The sequence below is a fragment of the Saccharospirillum salsuginis genome (assembly GCF_014651855.1).
GTDB lineage: Bacteria > Pseudomonadota > Gammaproteobacteria > Pseudomonadales > Natronospirillaceae > Saccharospirillum > Saccharospirillum salsuginis.
This window is the reverse complement of record NZ_BMXR01000006.1, coordinates 164,701-179,843: the sequence shown is the minus strand read 5'-3', so window position 1 is coordinate 179,843 and position 15,143 is coordinate 164,701. Positions and strand designations below refer to the sequence as shown.

General features: G+C 49.0%; 17 protein-coding genes. 2 read left to right on the top strand and 15 right to left on the bottom strand.

What is annotated here, in order from left to right:
- Positions 1 to 49: 49 nt before the first annotated feature.
- The 4 genes from IE111_RS13180 to IE111_RS13165 form a co-directional block, all read right to left on the bottom strand.
- Positions 50 to 325 carry a hypothetical protein gene (locus tag IE111_RS13180; RefSeq protein ID WP_189609422.1) on the bottom strand — a complete coding sequence of 92 codons (276 nt, stop codon included), beginning with the start codon at positions 323 to 325 and terminating at the stop codon, positions 50 to 52.
- 257 nt (positions 326 to 582) lie between these two features.
- Positions 583 to 3,123: a chemotaxis protein CheB gene (locus IE111_RS13175; protein WP_229805351.1), complete on the bottom strand. Its 2,541-nt coding sequence runs from the start codon at positions 3,121 to 3,123 to the stop codon at positions 583 to 585.
- 63 nt (positions 3,124 to 3,186) lie between these two features.
- Complete coding sequence (locus IE111_RS13170) at positions 3,187 to 3,789, bottom strand: PAS domain S-box protein (protein ID WP_189609420.1); 603 nt, start codon at positions 3,787 to 3,789, stop codon at positions 3,187 to 3,189.
- A 218-nt stretch (positions 3,790 to 4,007) separates the two neighbouring features.
- Entirely contained in the window at positions 4,008 to 4,814 is an 807-nt protein-coding gene (locus tag IE111_RS13165; protein WP_189609418.1) for a class I SAM-dependent methyltransferase, read from the bottom strand.
- 175 nt (positions 4,815 to 4,989) lie between these two features.
- Here IE111_RS13165 and IE111_RS13160 point away from each other — a divergent pair, with 175 nt between their 5' ends.
- The gene (locus tag IE111_RS13160) at positions 4,990 to 5,685 is read left to right on the top strand and encodes a winged helix-turn-helix transcriptional regulator (protein WP_189609415.1); all 696 of its coding nucleotides are present in this window, start codon (positions 4,990 to 4,992) and stop codon (positions 5,683 to 5,685) included.
- Between the two features lie 70 nt (positions 5,686 to 5,755).
- Here IE111_RS13160 and IE111_RS13155 read toward each other — a convergent pair whose 3' ends face one another.
- The gene (locus IE111_RS13155; RefSeq protein ID WP_189609414.1) at positions 5,756 to 6,700 is read right to left on the bottom strand and encodes an alpha/beta fold hydrolase; all 945 of its coding nucleotides are present in this window, start codon (positions 6,698 to 6,700) and stop codon (positions 5,756 to 5,758) included.
- 171 nt (positions 6,701 to 6,871) lie between these two features.
- On the opposite strand from IE111_RS13155, the gene IE111_RS13150 reads away from it, so the two are divergent.
- Positions 6,872 to 7,585 (top strand): helix-turn-helix transcriptional regulator, encoded by a 714-nt coding sequence (locus tag IE111_RS13150; RefSeq protein ID WP_189609412.1) that lies wholly within the window; start codon positions 6,872 to 6,874, stop codon positions 7,583 to 7,585.
- Between the two features lie 211 nt (positions 7,586 to 7,796).
- On the opposite strand, the gene IE111_RS13145 is transcribed toward IE111_RS13150, so the two are convergent.
- Genes IE111_RS13145 through IE111_RS13100 form a run of 10 tightly spaced genes read right to left on the bottom strand, consistent with a single transcriptional unit; the run spans position 7,797 to position 15,079 of the window.
- Entirely contained in the window at positions 7,797 to 8,588 is a 792-nt protein-coding gene (locus tag IE111_RS13145; protein ID WP_189609410.1) for a metallophosphoesterase, read from the bottom strand.
- A gap of 11 nt (positions 8,589 to 8,599) precedes the next feature.
- The gene (locus IE111_RS13140) at positions 8,600 to 9,259 is read right to left on the bottom strand and encodes a hypothetical protein (RefSeq protein WP_189609408.1); all 660 of its coding nucleotides are present in this window, start codon (positions 9,257 to 9,259) and stop codon (positions 8,600 to 8,602) included.
- Positions 9,256 to 10,056, bottom strand: coding sequence for a hypothetical protein (locus tag IE111_RS13135; protein WP_189609406.1), 801 nt, complete (start codon positions 10,054 to 10,056; stop codon positions 9,256 to 9,258). The genes IE111_RS13140 and IE111_RS13135 overlap by 4 nt, the downstream gene beginning before the upstream one ends.
- Positions 10,057 to 10,061: 5 nt before the next feature.
- Complete coding sequence (locus tag IE111_RS13130; protein ID WP_189609404.1) at positions 10,062 to 10,673, bottom strand: deoxynucleoside kinase; 612 nt, start codon at positions 10,671 to 10,673, stop codon at positions 10,062 to 10,064.
- A gap of 9 nt (positions 10,674 to 10,682) precedes the next feature.
- Complete coding sequence (locus IE111_RS13125) at positions 10,683 to 11,315, bottom strand: hypothetical protein (RefSeq protein WP_189609402.1); 633 nt, start codon at positions 11,313 to 11,315, stop codon at positions 10,683 to 10,685.
- Positions 11,315 to 12,058 (bottom strand): SDR family NAD(P)-dependent oxidoreductase, encoded by a 744-nt coding sequence (locus tag IE111_RS13120; protein WP_189609400.1) that lies wholly within the window; start codon positions 12,056 to 12,058, stop codon positions 11,315 to 11,317. Before IE111_RS13120 ends, IE111_RS13125 begins: the two co-directional genes overlap by 1 nt.
- Positions 12,059 to 12,060: 2 nt before the next feature.
- Positions 12,061 to 13,191, bottom strand: coding sequence for a glycosyltransferase family protein (locus IE111_RS13115; protein WP_189609398.1), 1,131 nt, complete (start codon positions 13,189 to 13,191; stop codon positions 12,061 to 12,063).
- Positions 13,188 to 13,787, bottom strand: coding sequence for an AAA family ATPase (locus IE111_RS13110; protein ID WP_189609396.1), 600 nt, complete (start codon positions 13,785 to 13,787; stop codon positions 13,188 to 13,190). Before IE111_RS13110 ends, IE111_RS13115 begins: the two co-directional genes overlap by 4 nt.
- 15 nt (positions 13,788 to 13,802) lie before the next feature.
- Complete coding sequence (locus tag IE111_RS13105) at positions 13,803 to 14,474, bottom strand: hypothetical protein (RefSeq protein ID WP_189609395.1); 672 nt, start codon at positions 14,472 to 14,474, stop codon at positions 13,803 to 13,805.
- Positions 14,471 to 15,079, bottom strand: a complete 609-nt coding sequence (locus IE111_RS13100; protein ID WP_189609393.1) for a class I SAM-dependent methyltransferase — start codon at positions 15,077 to 15,079, stop codon at positions 14,471 to 14,473. Before IE111_RS13100 ends, IE111_RS13105 begins: the two co-directional genes overlap by 4 nt.
- Between the last annotated feature and the right edge of the window lie 64 nt (positions 15,080 to 15,143).

Below are 15,143 nucleotides of genomic sequence, written 5' to 3'. Positions count from 1 at the left end.
CGGCCCTTGGAGGGCCGTTCGATAGGCACACAACCAGAAACGGGTGAACTCAGTGCACGTGCTTCCGGGGGCGACCCGCCGGCAGCTCGGCCACCAGATCATCCAGTCTGGCGCCACGGCTCGGGTCGTTCCGTATGCCCTTGTCCAATTCGAACAGGAATTGATGGTTGCCGTCCGGCAGGCTGTCCAGATCGCCGGCCAGCGCCTGACGCATGGTTTGAGGGTCGCACCCGCACTGATCCGCCAGCCATTCGGCGGTTAGGGCGTGGGTGGGGTCATTGACGAGAATACGCAGCCGTTCGACGGCCTCGGTCAGATGGGACATGCAGATAGTGCCTCCAGCAGGGTTACCTTCAATCTAGAGCACTTTTTGGGTAGTGTCGACCCTGTTAAACACCCGGAAAGGAAATCAATGCTATACAAACGTTCGACACACGCCGGAAATTGTTCGAGCGGCGAGAATCAAATGTTCCGACTCGTTCAACCGTGACACTACCCCGTTTTAATAGCCGAACAGGACCACACTGCTGAAAAGGCAGCGTAGTCCCACTGTGGTCTACCCAGCTGACGTGTACAGGTTGATCAGGAATCCAAATCCTTGCGCAGGGCCTGCTCCAGTTCCTTGGTCTCGGTGATATCGACTAGGGTAATCACCACACCGTCGATCACATTATCCAGCCGACGATACGGCATGATCCGTACTGTGAACCAGCGGCCGTCGGTGGTGGTGATTTGTTTTTCGGAAAACGCCAGAGTGTTCAAGGTGGTCCGGGCGTCGTCGTTCAGGTCCGGGTATTCCAGGATGGTGGTGAAATCACTGAGGGGGCGGCCGATGTCGCTTTCGCGGATGTTGATGATTTTCGATGCACGGTCGGTGAAGCGACGGATATTCAAATTCTGGTCGAGAAACAGAATCGCGATGTCGATGCTGTTAAGCAGATTGTTCATGTCGCTTTGAGCCAAAGCGAGGTCGTCGAGCTTGGTCTGCATTTCCGAGTTGATGGTTTGCAGTTCCTCGTTCATGGACTGCATTTCCTCTTTCGAGGTGGTCAGTTCTTCGTTCGTCGACTGCAGCTCTTCATTGGTCGATTGCAATTCCTCATTGGCCGATTGCAACTCCTCCCGGGAGACGCGGTTTTCCTCCCGCAGTGCCTGTATTTCATCGTGGTAGTGTTGCAGTTCTTCAGCGTGGGACTGCTGCACCGTTGTCGATTTCCGTTTGCCTCCCGCATCGGCTCGAGCGGGGGAGACATCGCGAAACACGATCATCTTCATTCCACGAAGGGCCGTGGGCTCGCGCAACGCCTGTACAGTGACATCGACGCTTTGAATCACACCGCCGGGCAGTTGCACCTGCAAACCCTGCAGGTACAGCGGTTCGCTCTGTTTCGCGGCCTGTCGCAGGGCACGGCCAATGGGCGCGCGCAGGTCTTCGCGCACCATGGCGTGGAAATTCAGGTTGGCTTTGCCAGCGGCCGGTTCCAGGTATTTCCCCGTACGCCCGCTGATGTAAACGATGTCACCCTCATCGTTCACCACCACCGCGGCCGGGGCATAGACCTGGAGCAACACCTGATCCGCGGCCGCTTGCAGGTTGTCGTGTGTCGGGTGAGTTGAAGAGGTGGCGGACACGGGAAGCTCCTTGGCGATCCAGGACAGGGGTGGAAACGACTCGACCGACAACCGGTCATTGCCGATCAGGGTTTTATCCTTGCGCTGAAACAGCCGCAATTTGGATTGAACCGGGGTATACAGTTTATCGTAACGTCCAACCGTTTCCGAACTGCCCAACAACAGGAACCCTTCGGGGCGCAGGCTGTAGTGGAACAGGGGCATGAGTTTGCGCTGCAGGCTTTGATCGAAGTAAATCAACAGGTTGCGGCAGGAAATCAGGTCGAGACGGGTAAACGGCGGGTCGAGGACAACATCGTGCTGGGCAAACAGCACCCGGTCGCGAATGTCCCGGTTGATTCGATAGCCGCTTCCCTCCGCACTGAAAAAACGCGCCAGTCGCTCCGGGGAAACCGTGTCGCGGATATCCGCGGGGTAGAAACCGCGACGCGCGGTGGCGATGGCGTCCGGGCTCAGGTCGGTGGCGAAAATCTGCAAGGTGATGTTATGCGGCCTGGGTAACCGGTCCAGCGCTTCGGTGAAAATCATGGCCAGCGAATAGGCTTCTTCACCGGTTGAGCAGCCAACCACCCAGGCGCGCAAGTTGGGCTCCCGGTCCGGTCGCGTCAGCAGTGCCGGAAGTGTGGTATCGGCCAGATACTCCCAGACCGGAGCATCCCGAAAGAAGCGGGTTACCCCGATGAGTACTTCCTTGAACAGCAGATCGACTTCCTGGGGGTTACGCTCCAGAAAATCCGCATAGTCCGCCAGGTTTTCGAGTTCGTGAATTGCCATGCGTCGCTCCATGCGACGGTTCAGCGTACTGGGTTTGTAGAGCGAAAAGTCATGGCGGGTACGGGTTTGCAGCAGACGAAGGATCTGCTGCATGGGCGTCGATTCTTCCGATTCAGGCTCCGTCAATGGCTCGTCGGCGGTACCAATGTCCGGTGTCTGGGCAATGCAGGACAGGATGCGGGCGGGCAAATCGTCCGGCGGCGCGATGAGATCGGCGCACTGCGCGGCGATGGCGCTTTTGGGCATGGCATCGAACTGCGCCGTGTCGGGCTGTTGCACCGCCGTCAGGCCACCGACGGCCTTGATCGCCTTTAGCCCCTGGGTGCCGTCGGACCCCATACCGGAAAGAACCACCCCAATGGCCTGGTCTCCCCGGGCGCTGGCCAGGGATGAAAACAGCACGTCGACCGGTAAACGCATCCCCCGGGGTTCCATGGGCACTGCGAGGTTGAGATGGCCGTCCGCGACGCTGATTTCCGTATTCGGCGGAATCACATACACACAGTCGGGTTCGATGGGCATGCCCTGGGTCGCTTCCCGTACCGGCATCGAGGTGACGCGCTGGAGCAGGTCGGGAAGCATGGCCTTATGGGTCGGGTCGAGGTGTTGGACCACCACATACGCCAGGCCGCTGTCGGGTGGAACCTGGGCGAGAAATGCTTCGAGTGGCGCCAAACCACCGGCGGACGCCCCCAACCCCAATATGCGAGTGCTCACCGGGGCACAGCCTCGGGCCTCACGGCCTTCAATGCACGAACGACTTCCAATACGGGGTTCGGATTACTCCGCATGCACGCCCTCGAAGCAGGCCAGTAAAATAGACGCCTGCCCTGGCGCCCGGGATGCCTGGAACGTCAGCGGCCGGGAAAACGACTCGGCTTCGCTGGCTTCGATAACGCAGGCACGCCTCATACCGCTGTCTGCGACCTGCCGCAGCAAGTCCAGCAGCTGCGGCCGGTTCCGGTCATTCAAAAAGCTGCTGATGCGCTGGCCTTCCAGTTGTTCCGGTGCAATACCAAAGAGCTCCGCCGCGGCCTGGTTGCCTTGAATGACCTTGCCTTCGACATCGACAACAAAATAGGCAAAGGGCGCGCGCTCGTAGAGGGCCTGGTACCGCTGGAAAACCTCGACCCGTTCGTGTTCATGGGACTGGATGGCTTCGTTCTGCAAATCAAGCTCCACCTGATGCACCTGCAATTCATGGAGCAGCTTGATGGCGTCTTCGGCGTGGTCCGGGTCGCTGGACAGTCGATGCAGAAGCCGCAGGGCGTCAACGCCCATCGACCAGTGGCCTGTTGTCCGTGTCGAGCCCGTTTCCAGCTGCGCTACCGCCTTGTCACGCAGTTGTGTGTATAGACTGGATTCATCAGTGATTGTGGGCATGCCGCCTCCTGGCGTTCTCTCGGGAGCGAACTGTCGTGGATCGGATGGTTTCCGGGGACTGACGTTTGTGGCGAGCTGGAGAACCCAAACGGAGCGGCCCAAAACGCCGCTGACGAAGTATTCGCAAGTACCTCTTGCATCATAGTCCTCCTGAGCGCAACTGACCACCATGCCCGGCCAATCGTCCTGTCCATCGACCGGGCCAGTGTCAGTCCAGACTAGGCCACCGCCACAGCCATGTGCGCATGCATGGGGAACGAGAGCCCATCGCTGCCCTCGTATTGCCGAACGGCATCGCCGGCTTCCTGTTCAACGGCCTGGATCAGGGCTTGTTGGGCCGCGCTGTCTTCGGCCACGTTCGGCATAAAGGCCGCCGCGGCCAGCAGGGTGAGTTGCACAAACGTATCCGCCGACGGAAAACGGACCTCGTGGCTCTCCGGCGTCACCTGAATGTCCTGAAAGCCGGCCTCTGCCAGCAGTTGGTGAAGTCTGTCGGCGTCACCCAACATAAAGGGCGTCGCCACACGCTCCACCGGCTGGTCGAGATACCGGGCTTCGGCTTGAAGCAACGCCTCGAAAACGGGGTGGTGGGACAAACCTCGAAAGACGCTCAGCGCAACGCGTCCGCCCGGCGCGAGCACACGCTGCATTTCCTGCAAGGCCAGCAGCGGATCCGGAAAAAACTGCAGTCCCTGCTGACAGGTGACGACATCGAACGGCCCCGAGGGCAATGCCGTCGCCTCACTCTGGTGCCACTCAATTCCCGCACCCTTCGGCGCCGGTATGTTTCGGGCAACCGCCAGCATATCCGGGTTGATATCGACCCCGACCACCTGGCCCGAATCGCCTACTTCAGGCGCCAGGTTCCGGGTGACAATGCCCGTACCACAGGCCACGTCCAGCGCGCGTTCTCCGGGTTGGGGCTTGGCATAGTCCAGGAACATCGGTATCCAGCGGGCATGAATGCCCGGTACCAGGAAGTCTTCATAGAGTTGTGCGGGGTTTTTATCGGATTGTTGTGCCATGACAGCCTCCTGCATTGCTTCTGTGGAAGGTCCTGTGATCAATATCAGCACACCATCCGCTCCGGTGGATACTTCACATTCTGTAGTATTTACCACTGGTCCGCTTGTGTATTCTGGAGATCTCTAAGCGATGAGAGAGCCTAACAACGGTAGGCCCTCCCCCTGGAGGTTAGCGATGAAAAGCTACGGCCAGTTTTGCCCCGTCGCCAAAGCCGCCGAAGTGTTTTGCGAGCGCTGGACGCCCTTGATTCTGCGCGAACTGGCGTGCGGCGCGACCCGTTTCGCCGAGTTGCAACGCGGCATCCCGCTCGCCTCGCCGACCATCCTGGCCCGACGACTCAAACAGCTCGAGGCGGAAGGCGTTATCGAGCGGCACCGGTCCACCAGCGGTCGCAGCTGGACCTACCACCTGACCCGCGCCGGTGAAGAATTCGCGCCCATAGTCGAGGCGTTGGGCGTATGGGGCCAGCGCTGGACACGGCGACGCCTGACCGAACAGGAAATGGACCTGGGGTTATTGCTGTGGGAGCTTGAGAGCACCGTCAAACCGGAAGCCTTCGGCGATGGACTGACCGTCGTCGAACTCGAGGTATGCGACCAACCGGAGCACAAACGCTGGTTCTGGTTCCGGAACATCGATGGCCACTGTGAACTGTGCCTGAAGAAACCCGATGACGAGATCGACCTCTACTTCTCCAGTACCCTGAGCGATCTGATCTATTTATGGCGGGGCGACATCGCCATCGTAAAAGCAATCGACACGGGTCGGTTGCGCGTCCATGGCAATGTCAAGCCTAGCCGGGCTGTCGCCCAGTGGTTCGGCCTGTGTCCGCTGGCGCATATCCAGCCACAGCAGAGCCAAATGGTTTGACGTCAAAGAACGGAAGAATACCCTCCAGCTGTGCCGGAGGGCACACAAACCGCTGAATCGATAACCGTGCTCAACCGACGTCTTGCTGTTTTAACCAGTCCAAGATCGCTTGATTGGTCTCTTCCGGTTTTTCTTGCTGAATCCAATGTCCGCAATCCAGACTCAAGGCCTCTGCATTGGGTACGAAGTCAGTCAGCCGTTCAGACTTCGGGATCACATCGCGGTCGCCATAGATCATCAACGTGGGTTGGTGAATGATGGGGTCCACGTCGCCCAGAATGTGCCAGTTTCTATCCAGGTTTCTGTACCAATTGATGCTGCTGGTAAACCCGGATGATTCAAAGGCTGACACAAAAACCGCCAGTTCTGACTCGCTCATTAGGGGCGCTCCGCGTGGGTTTTCCGCCGTCGCCAGATTCATCATCACATTGCCGGGTTCAGGCGCACTCGGTGGCACGTCTTTCCGGTACAGGTTACGCAGGAACTGATGGGTGTTGGCGTTCAACACCGCGTCAGCGACGCCTGGCTGTCGATTGAAATGGACAAAGTAGTAGTCACTGCCCAGAAATTGCTCCATGAGCTCAAGCCAGGGCATCTCTCCTCGTTCCTGGTAAGGCAGGCTTAGGTTGATCACCCGCTTAACACGACCTGGATGCAACAACGCCAGCCCCCAAACCACCATCGCCCCCCAATCGTGACCCACAAAGGTAGCGTCCTGGTAACCGTAGTGATCGAGCAGGGCAACGAGATCCCCCGTCAGGTGGTCGATGTCATAGGCCTCCACCTCCGTTGGGCGTGACGAGTTGCCGTACCCCCGCTGGTTTGGGGCAATGACGTGATAGCCCGCATCGACCAGCGCTGGCAGCTGATGGCGCCAGGAATAGGCGTGCTCCGGCCAGCCGTGGCAGAGCACAATGGGCTTTCCGGCGTTTTCTCGGCCTGCTTCAAACACTTCGAGCGCTACACCATTGACGGAAACCAGGGTGGGATTGGGAAAATCGGTTGGATCAGACATTGCTCATTCCTTTTATGTTGGGGTTAGGCGGCCAGGTTTACTGCCGTGCTCGCCAGCCACTCTATGAATTGATGCACAGTACACCTTGAAAGCCGCTGTGCTGGCTGGACAGAGATAAGGTACATCGCTATGGTGCCAAAATATGGCACCATTGATGGGTAACCTTGCGGAATGAGTGTTCGCCTACGACAAGACGCCATTGTGCGCAGCCTCCGTCGAAACGGAACCATGACCGTCGCTGAAGTCGCGGCGGAAGTGGGCGCTTCCCGACGGACCGTTCTGCGTGACATCAGCGCCTTGCGCGATGAAGGGTTTATTATTCACACGGATCCTGGCCGCGGAGGCGGCCTGAGGCTGGACCCGGGCTCGATTCAGACCACCGTACGGTTCTCCGTAATCGAGGTGTTTGCGCTGCTCATCAGCGTTGAAACCATGCGCGCCGCCGGCAACCTTCCCTTTTCCAGCCTGGCCGATGCCGGCCTAGCCAAATTGGAGAAAGCCCTGCCGTCCGACAAGGTACGCGATCTTCGACGTTTTCTGGATTGTCTGTATATCGGCAAAATGGCCCCACAGGTGGACCTGTCCGACCTCGGCACCATGGACCCCGAACTGCTGCCCGCCTTTGAGACGGCGTTCCTACAACACCAGTATTTGCGGTTTCAATACCGCGATGCAAAAGGGTCTGTCACTCGCCGCGAGGTCGAACCGCAAGCCATGCTGATTTTACCCCCGGTCTGGTATCTGGTGGCGTGGGACCCGGACAGGAACGACTTTCGGCATTTCAGAATGGACCGGATCCGTCAACCGGAGTGCATTGAAGACCGGTTTTTCCGGCGGCGGTATGTGCCGTTCAAGGAGCAAGTTTCCCAAGTTCGACGGATGTAATCCTGAACACATTGAGAGATTCAAAAAAACAACCGCCCAGTCTGGTGGCGTTCCCTCCATTCTTATGGGACAGCGCCGGTACAGTCTAGGCCGTTTGGGCCACTCACTGCTTAGGGGGATGCAACCCAACGCCATATTCGGTCTCTCGTTGTTATATGTTTTGAGACAGCGTGTCGCAAAGTCCAGACCTTCGTCGATACTTCAAAAAGACTCACTGTATTTCACTGACTATTTTTTTATTAAACTCAATATCATATGAATAAAAGTTTTCTCGATCAAACAGCAACACGTAATACGAAGGTTCAAAATCGCAAACCTTAAAACTGCTGTCATTAGAGAGGTCTGGATAGATCTGATGGTTGGTGCCTTTTACAGCTGTATAAGTCACACCCTTGAATATACCATGTATATTCTGATGGCAATGCCCGAAAAAAATGTGTTTAACTATGGCTTTATATCTCAGTATGGTACCATAGAATTGTTCGCTATTTCTCAACCCTATTTTCTCGTAGCATCTGACATTAATATCAAATGGATTGTGGTGCATGAATATATATACATCAATATTGCTGTCCAGCATCAAGGACAATGCCTTATCAAGCCACTCAAGCCGGAATTCACACAAACAGCCACTTTCCAGCTCTTCTTCTGTAGTATCCAGAAATATAAAAGCTTTGTCATTATAAACCTTGTAGAACTGCACAAACCGCTCTTGATGAATATCAAGATTAATATGCTTTTTTGCGTTAGATATTTCATCGTGGTTACCCAATATAGTATAACAGGGTATAGATATGCCTTCGTTGCATTTTGAAAAAAACTCATAAGAGCTGGCCGACCCATTATTAGAAATGTCACCCATGCAAAAAATAGCTCTAGCATCACGATGATTGCTGGCAATATGACTTAAAGCATTAATATAATTCAAGTCGGAATTCCCACCTTGAACATAAAGCCCTTTCCCTGTGACATGCAAATCAGATAACACAATGTACTTATCCATTATAACTTTCCTTATAGCCGGCTATCAACATCTCCTGAATAGACTGTGTCCCGATACTTAATTACAATCGAGTTAGAATGAACATCATGACGCCAGCTTTTTATATCATATGACTGCTTAATGTAATTGACGGTACCAGACATATCAAATATAGCTTTTCCAGCCAAATAGGTCTTGAATACAACCTCTGTTTCAAGACTATTGCTCTTTTTTTCGGCCACATACATTTCATACATTATGCGGTAGAAGCGAGTAATGAGCTTTTCTTTAAACTCTACATCGAGCTTAATATGCCAAACTTCACACTCAGCATAAAGCTCTTGCATAATCGCGGCAAGATACTCGACAACAGTAGCATCTCTGTATTCTTGCACTCTTACTTTTAATGCTTCACTTTCTGGAACCAAATAACCCAACTTTATATATTGAGAAATACAAAGCAACGTTTTCTCAATGATATTATGGTTAGGTATTGAGGGAAACTTTTCACTTAATCTTGTAGTAATCTCAAAGACGCTTGAGTTGTTGCGCGACAATTTCCAAACTTCGTCAGAGAATTGATCCAGCTTGCATAGATTAGTTAGTTTAACTAAAAACACATCACCGTCTATATTCCTTCTTCTAACGGCATAGTGCTTTACAAATACCTCGCCTAAGGTTACCGAATTCATTCAAGCCCACCTGTTCTATATGCTTTTTCCACTATATCCTCAGATATAGATAACACCGTGCTTACATGGTTCTTTTTTTCACCTTTCGTAACTGGTAGGTTATGCAATACTGACCAAAAGTCGAGGTAAGCCTCTCTCACGTCTAAATCAGATTCATATACAGACTCAATAATTTTAAATCTATGCTTGCTCTTTGGGTTCGTCCACCCTTTAGAATAAAGCAATAAATCAAGCGAAAACTCCAGAGTCTCTATAGAACGACTTATAGCACCAGTAATATTATTGCTATTTAACATTCCCACCGTATCGTCAAATGAATCATCGATATATATTCGTTTGTTTTCAAACAGGTACTGATTCAGTTTGGAACTATCGAATTGGCCAACAAGATCATTAAATGTGCTTACTCCTTGGGCCACAATGCAATTGAACACCCTGTGCAAGAAATCAATCTCGTTTTCGCTCAAAGCATCGAGAAAACTACTTTCTGCCCGTTCGATCTTCAATTCTGATAGTTTTGATGCCAAGCTACTAACAGAGTCCTGAGACCAAAATTCAACATCGACTCTTCGATTTTTATAATAGTGCATTTGTATTTTATAGCTTCCTCCGTCAGTAACGTACTCTTCAACTGTATCAAGATCATCCACAACAGCGTATATATCAATATCTGAACTTTCATTTCCTATATTTTCTACCAGTGAGCCAGCGATCCAGACTGGAGTAGATTCTGTTATCTGACTTTCGATGAGTCCCAGTAGTTCAACTTGACTAATTCCGCCGATTGGTTCATTCATAATATTTAGACTTTCTCGACAATTGATTGAACAGCACCAAAAACTTGCTCTTTTGTGGACGAAAATGAACCAGAATTATCTATAATACTGTATTCTTGCCCTAAAACGTCGAATGTACGCCGATATGACATATCAAACATTTCCATAAGTTCTAAGTCCTCATCCTCTTCATTTGAGCAACGTTCTGAGTAGCGTTGCTCAAGGTTTGATATGCCGGCATCAATATACAAAATTAAATTCGGACGAATACAATTAGCGGTTAATTTTTTAAAGTCTTTTATATCCTGGAACAAATTAATATAGGCTAGATAACAAAAAATGTATCTGTCAAAGACTACACAATCATACTTTTCAATCGTGCTCAGCTGCTCGTCATAGCAACGAAGAAAGTCCATCAGTATTCCTAAACCGACGGATTTACCAAATGAACTGTCTTTCCAGTCTCTGGCATCCCGATACTTTCTAGGGAGGTACCTTTTCAATAACTCAAGGTTCCCATCGAGATACTTTGTCCGTCTAAAGTAAAATGCATTATTCAACAAACCCGATTGTTCAAGCATATTAACTATTGTTGACTTCCCACTACCATCAACACCGCATATCGCAATAGACTTCATACCTATAACCTATATATAGCTTTGGAGAACAGCTTTGACTTTTCCTAATGCTTCTTCAAAAGGCCCATCGTTACTAACTTTTTCCACATCAAGCTTTGCTTCGACAAAGAGCTTTTCATAGGCCGACAAAAGCTTTTTTTGACAACTTGCAGATTCAAACTCGTGGATTTCGTCAGCGCTATTTTCCATACGCTGCCGAATGAGATGTTCTGCCAAAGTTACAAACAGAACTTTGTCAGGTGAGGGAACAGAATCTAAGATATCCAGTGCAATTTTGCTCGGTTCTTTATTAATCAGAGCAAAAGCTTTAAAACAAGGCGTATGTCTATCAGTAAGAATAAGCTGATACTGATTCTGTTCAGAATCAAGGATGGGTTGAATAGTATTCTTATAGTAGTTTACATAATCTACTGCGCACCCGATTGCCATCGCATGGTTAAAGTCACCAACGAACCATTCTTCAATATTTCCTTGTCTTGGGTACGCATGTTCAATAGTGGACTCAGCCATAGACGGACCGCGCCCTACGAAGTACACAATCTCTTTTAATTCAGGGTCTCTTTCCAAATGTTTGAAAATAGAGGTTTTACCAACTCCATCAATACCACATAAAGAGACAACAGGGATATCTTTTTTAGCCATTATTTGGACACCATTATATTAGCAGCTTCTTGATAATTGAATAAGCCATCAGACAGCTCTACAACTGCGCCATTGAAGGCTATATTTGGATAGGTTATTTGTTGACAGATAGGTTCTATGATCTTTTCCAAGCTCAGCGGTCGTTGAATAGTCAATTGCCGACATAGGTTGTTTATATACTCTTGTCCTTTGTCGAAAAGTCCTATACTGTACAAACAGACTATATTTCCAGAACCCGATACTTCCGATGCAACTGAACGCGCGAAATTGCATAAGGCGGTAGTTGTCGCGTTATACAAGCCATTATATTTAACGGCGCCTTTTTCTCCCGCAAGACCAGTCGTTGCGATAAACTGCCACTTCTTACCGTTATCGTCCAAGTATTGAATATATCTGGACATAACTTCTACCGGCGCTCTAAAGCCTATTCGTGTTACGTGCTCAATCTCATTTTTAGTGATCTTTATTACCGGCGAATGATTCCAGACTCCACAGCTGTACAGAACGGTTATATTGTCGTACTCATGTACAATATCATCTAGGATCTGACTTGGCTTAATGTCATGCGATAACAAATCCACTGACATCAATTTAATGACTTGCTGTTCTTTATTCAGATCTTCAATATAATCATTACTATTTCTATACATTCCTATAATGTGAAACTGTTGGTTTTCACATAGCTTTTTAGCAATGCTAAAGCCTAATAGAGAAGATATACCATAAATGATTACCAGGTTCATGTTCATACCCTATTCAATATACAAGATAACGATTTCATCGCGTTTTGGTAACCAGTGTTGGGATTGGTATCGGAATCAATTGCCCTGGGCCTGGAAGCACTTTCTATACAACGCTTTAGATCAGAGGTCGACTTGGAGAAATAGGCATCAGCACAGGATTCTTCAAAATTTGAAGCTATTAAAGATTGCTCGTCGTGTCCTGAAAGCGCCCAAACCACTTTGCCACCACGGATATTTTTAACATCTGAAATAAAACCGACTCCAGCTCGAGAAATAACAAGGCTCGCCGTGTGCAGATAGCGGTAGTATTCAAGTGAAACAGGCTTTACTTCAAGACGTTCCGGCTCTGCAAGTTGTTGTAATGTATTATTCAAGTCCGAACCCAAACATGAAAACACTTTCACCGTGCTGTTACCATTGAAGCATTCAAGTGCATGTTTTATCGAATCTCGAGTGTAGGTGTAAGTTTCACTTACCCAATTATACGGATCCGCTACTTTAGAACTGTACGAGGCCGTATTTTCCGGAAACTCAATCCCACCACCATTAGCGACTACAACCGTTTCATTTAAATTATCAGTATTGCAGGTTGGCAAGGTATAATATCCGCACCCCATAACCTTACTTGCGATGTTTGTACTATTTATTAATGGTCGTCCTTGTGGAAGCGCATCTAAAGGTAATAAAAAATCATTGCTTTCCAGTAAATTAAGCAAGTAAGTAGAGGGTGTTTTATTCTTCTCTGTGTTTATCATTATCTCTGGATTGAAGAGCGCGACAGATTTGCACTGTGTCCCTGAGGTGAGAGGACCCATTAAGTACTCTCCACCAAAAAAACAGAGATCAGCATTTATCTCTTCAATTAGAGGCAGTATTATTCTGACTCCGTGATCATATGGGCATAATCCAGGCCAGTCTAAATACTTCTTTTGGACATCCAGGTTGTATAACTTGTATTCAATGTCTATTGAACCCTGACTGGAAAGAAAGTGAAATCCGTTAGAATAGGTTGCTATATGCACTTCTATTCCCTGATCATAGGCAGCTTTAGCCAATGCCAAGCCAGGAATCACATGCCCTAACCCAGGCCGCCCTCTTAAAACAAATAGAGCAACTATCTTTCTTGCATTCATAACTCTTTTAATACACTTCTAACGATTTTCGAAGTGGCACTTTCCAAAGTAGAAGTATTATCAATAGTCTCTACAATAGGCATATCTTTAAAAAGTTGATCATAGCTGTCTGAAAAATGTCTTATGACATCGGGAGTTTCGTCCTCTGATGGACCTCCTCTCTTGTAGTGTCTCTCGATTGCTACTTCCGGAGGGACTTTTATATAATAGACCTTATTAGGTACATGTACGTTAGCGAACATAGAGTGATAGTCTTTAGGCGTGTTTACTGCAGCCATATAAGACATGTAGCAGTAACTATATCGGTCACAAATGATCACTTTACCCTGGTTGAGCAGCGGGCGTATGTTTTGGTCATAGTGGTTTATAAAGTCCATACCCGTTGCGATAGAAACGAGTTGAGCAAATTCCCCACCACTCCAGTCTTTGACACCGTCCCAGTAGTCACAAACAATATTTGTATTTGTCTTAATACTCTTCTTTAAAGTATCTGTCTCGTAACCAAGATCAGTGATTTCATTTGAGACACGCTCGACCAGTGTTGACTTACCGCATCCGTCAACGCCACATAGCACGAATAACTTTGAAGAACTCATACTGTATGTCGCTCTCTATAGTACTTTATACGTTTCAAGAAGAGTCAGTAGGTTATCGATGTCCGCCCGAGTAACTTCGCGAGTGTTTTTCAGGCTTTCAGGAGTTCTTTCTTTAGACCCATATCGCCACCATGTTTCATTGGAGCCGAAATCGTAATGAATAGCGCGTTGCTTTTGTGCGGGTGATCGCAGCATTAGAGAGACACATTTATCTTCACCCACCGCTCTCAAATTGTGAATGACGGTATGGTCGATATAGTACGGCACGTTCCTTACCTCATCTTTTATATATATTGGTTTTATCAATTCAGCGTCGTGCAACGTTGAACCGTCATCCATTGGGCTATAAAGGGTATGCTTGTATCCACCATGTAGAATAAGGCTCGTAAAATTCATTCGGTGACTGTGAGGAATGTCACTTGAGTGGGGATACATCACATGCATTCTTAATCTAACACCAGTTTCGTTATCGCTAAACAAGACATACTTTTCAATATTGTAGTCTTTTTCACAACGACTAAACTTCGCCTCATCTTCATACAAGTTCGTAATAAGTGACTTCAATAAGGATTTATCTTCACTCAACCTCATTAGAGCCGTTTTTGTAACTGTTTCCACTGAACTCGTATCCGCCCAATCCAGCTTGAGTACTGGAGCAAGAATGGTGTCTAGCTTACCATTGTTCATACAGCCTCCTTCTTTATGATTGTCTTCATCCATTTATCATGTTGTCTGTGAGCACGATTGTCGTGAGAAGCCCATAAGTGAGCAATCTTCACGTTAGGGATCGAATCCATAAGTCGCTTGAACCTTTCTTCATTCATATGAATGAAAAACCGTCCACTTTTCTCGCTGATCTTATCCTCTGATCCATACTTATAGGATGCGTAGAACACCCCTCCCTCATCCAAAGTTGAAATGAGTTTATTATAAATGGAGATCAGGTTTTCAAATGGAACATGGAGCAGTGAAGCACTAGCCCAAATACCATTGAAGGTTTTGCCATTAGGATTGTATTCATCAAACCGCTGGTGCTTAACGTCAATGCCAGTCCGCTCTCTGGCGATATTACACATTTCAATGGAGGCATCGAACGCTTCAACCTCGAACCCTTTAGACATGAAGTATTCGATGTCTCTTCCAGCCCCGCATCCCGCCTCAAGAACTCTCGTTCCGTCAACAAGATGACTTGTAAAACGGCTTAACGCATCATCTACGTTCTCTTCGAGACTTCTTTCTGTAAACCTTGTTGCGTTTTCATCATAATATCTAATTGTATCATCGATATGCATTTTATATCCTTTATCAGTATATTATGTGAATAATATCTACATATATTAAGAGCAAAGCTTCAAC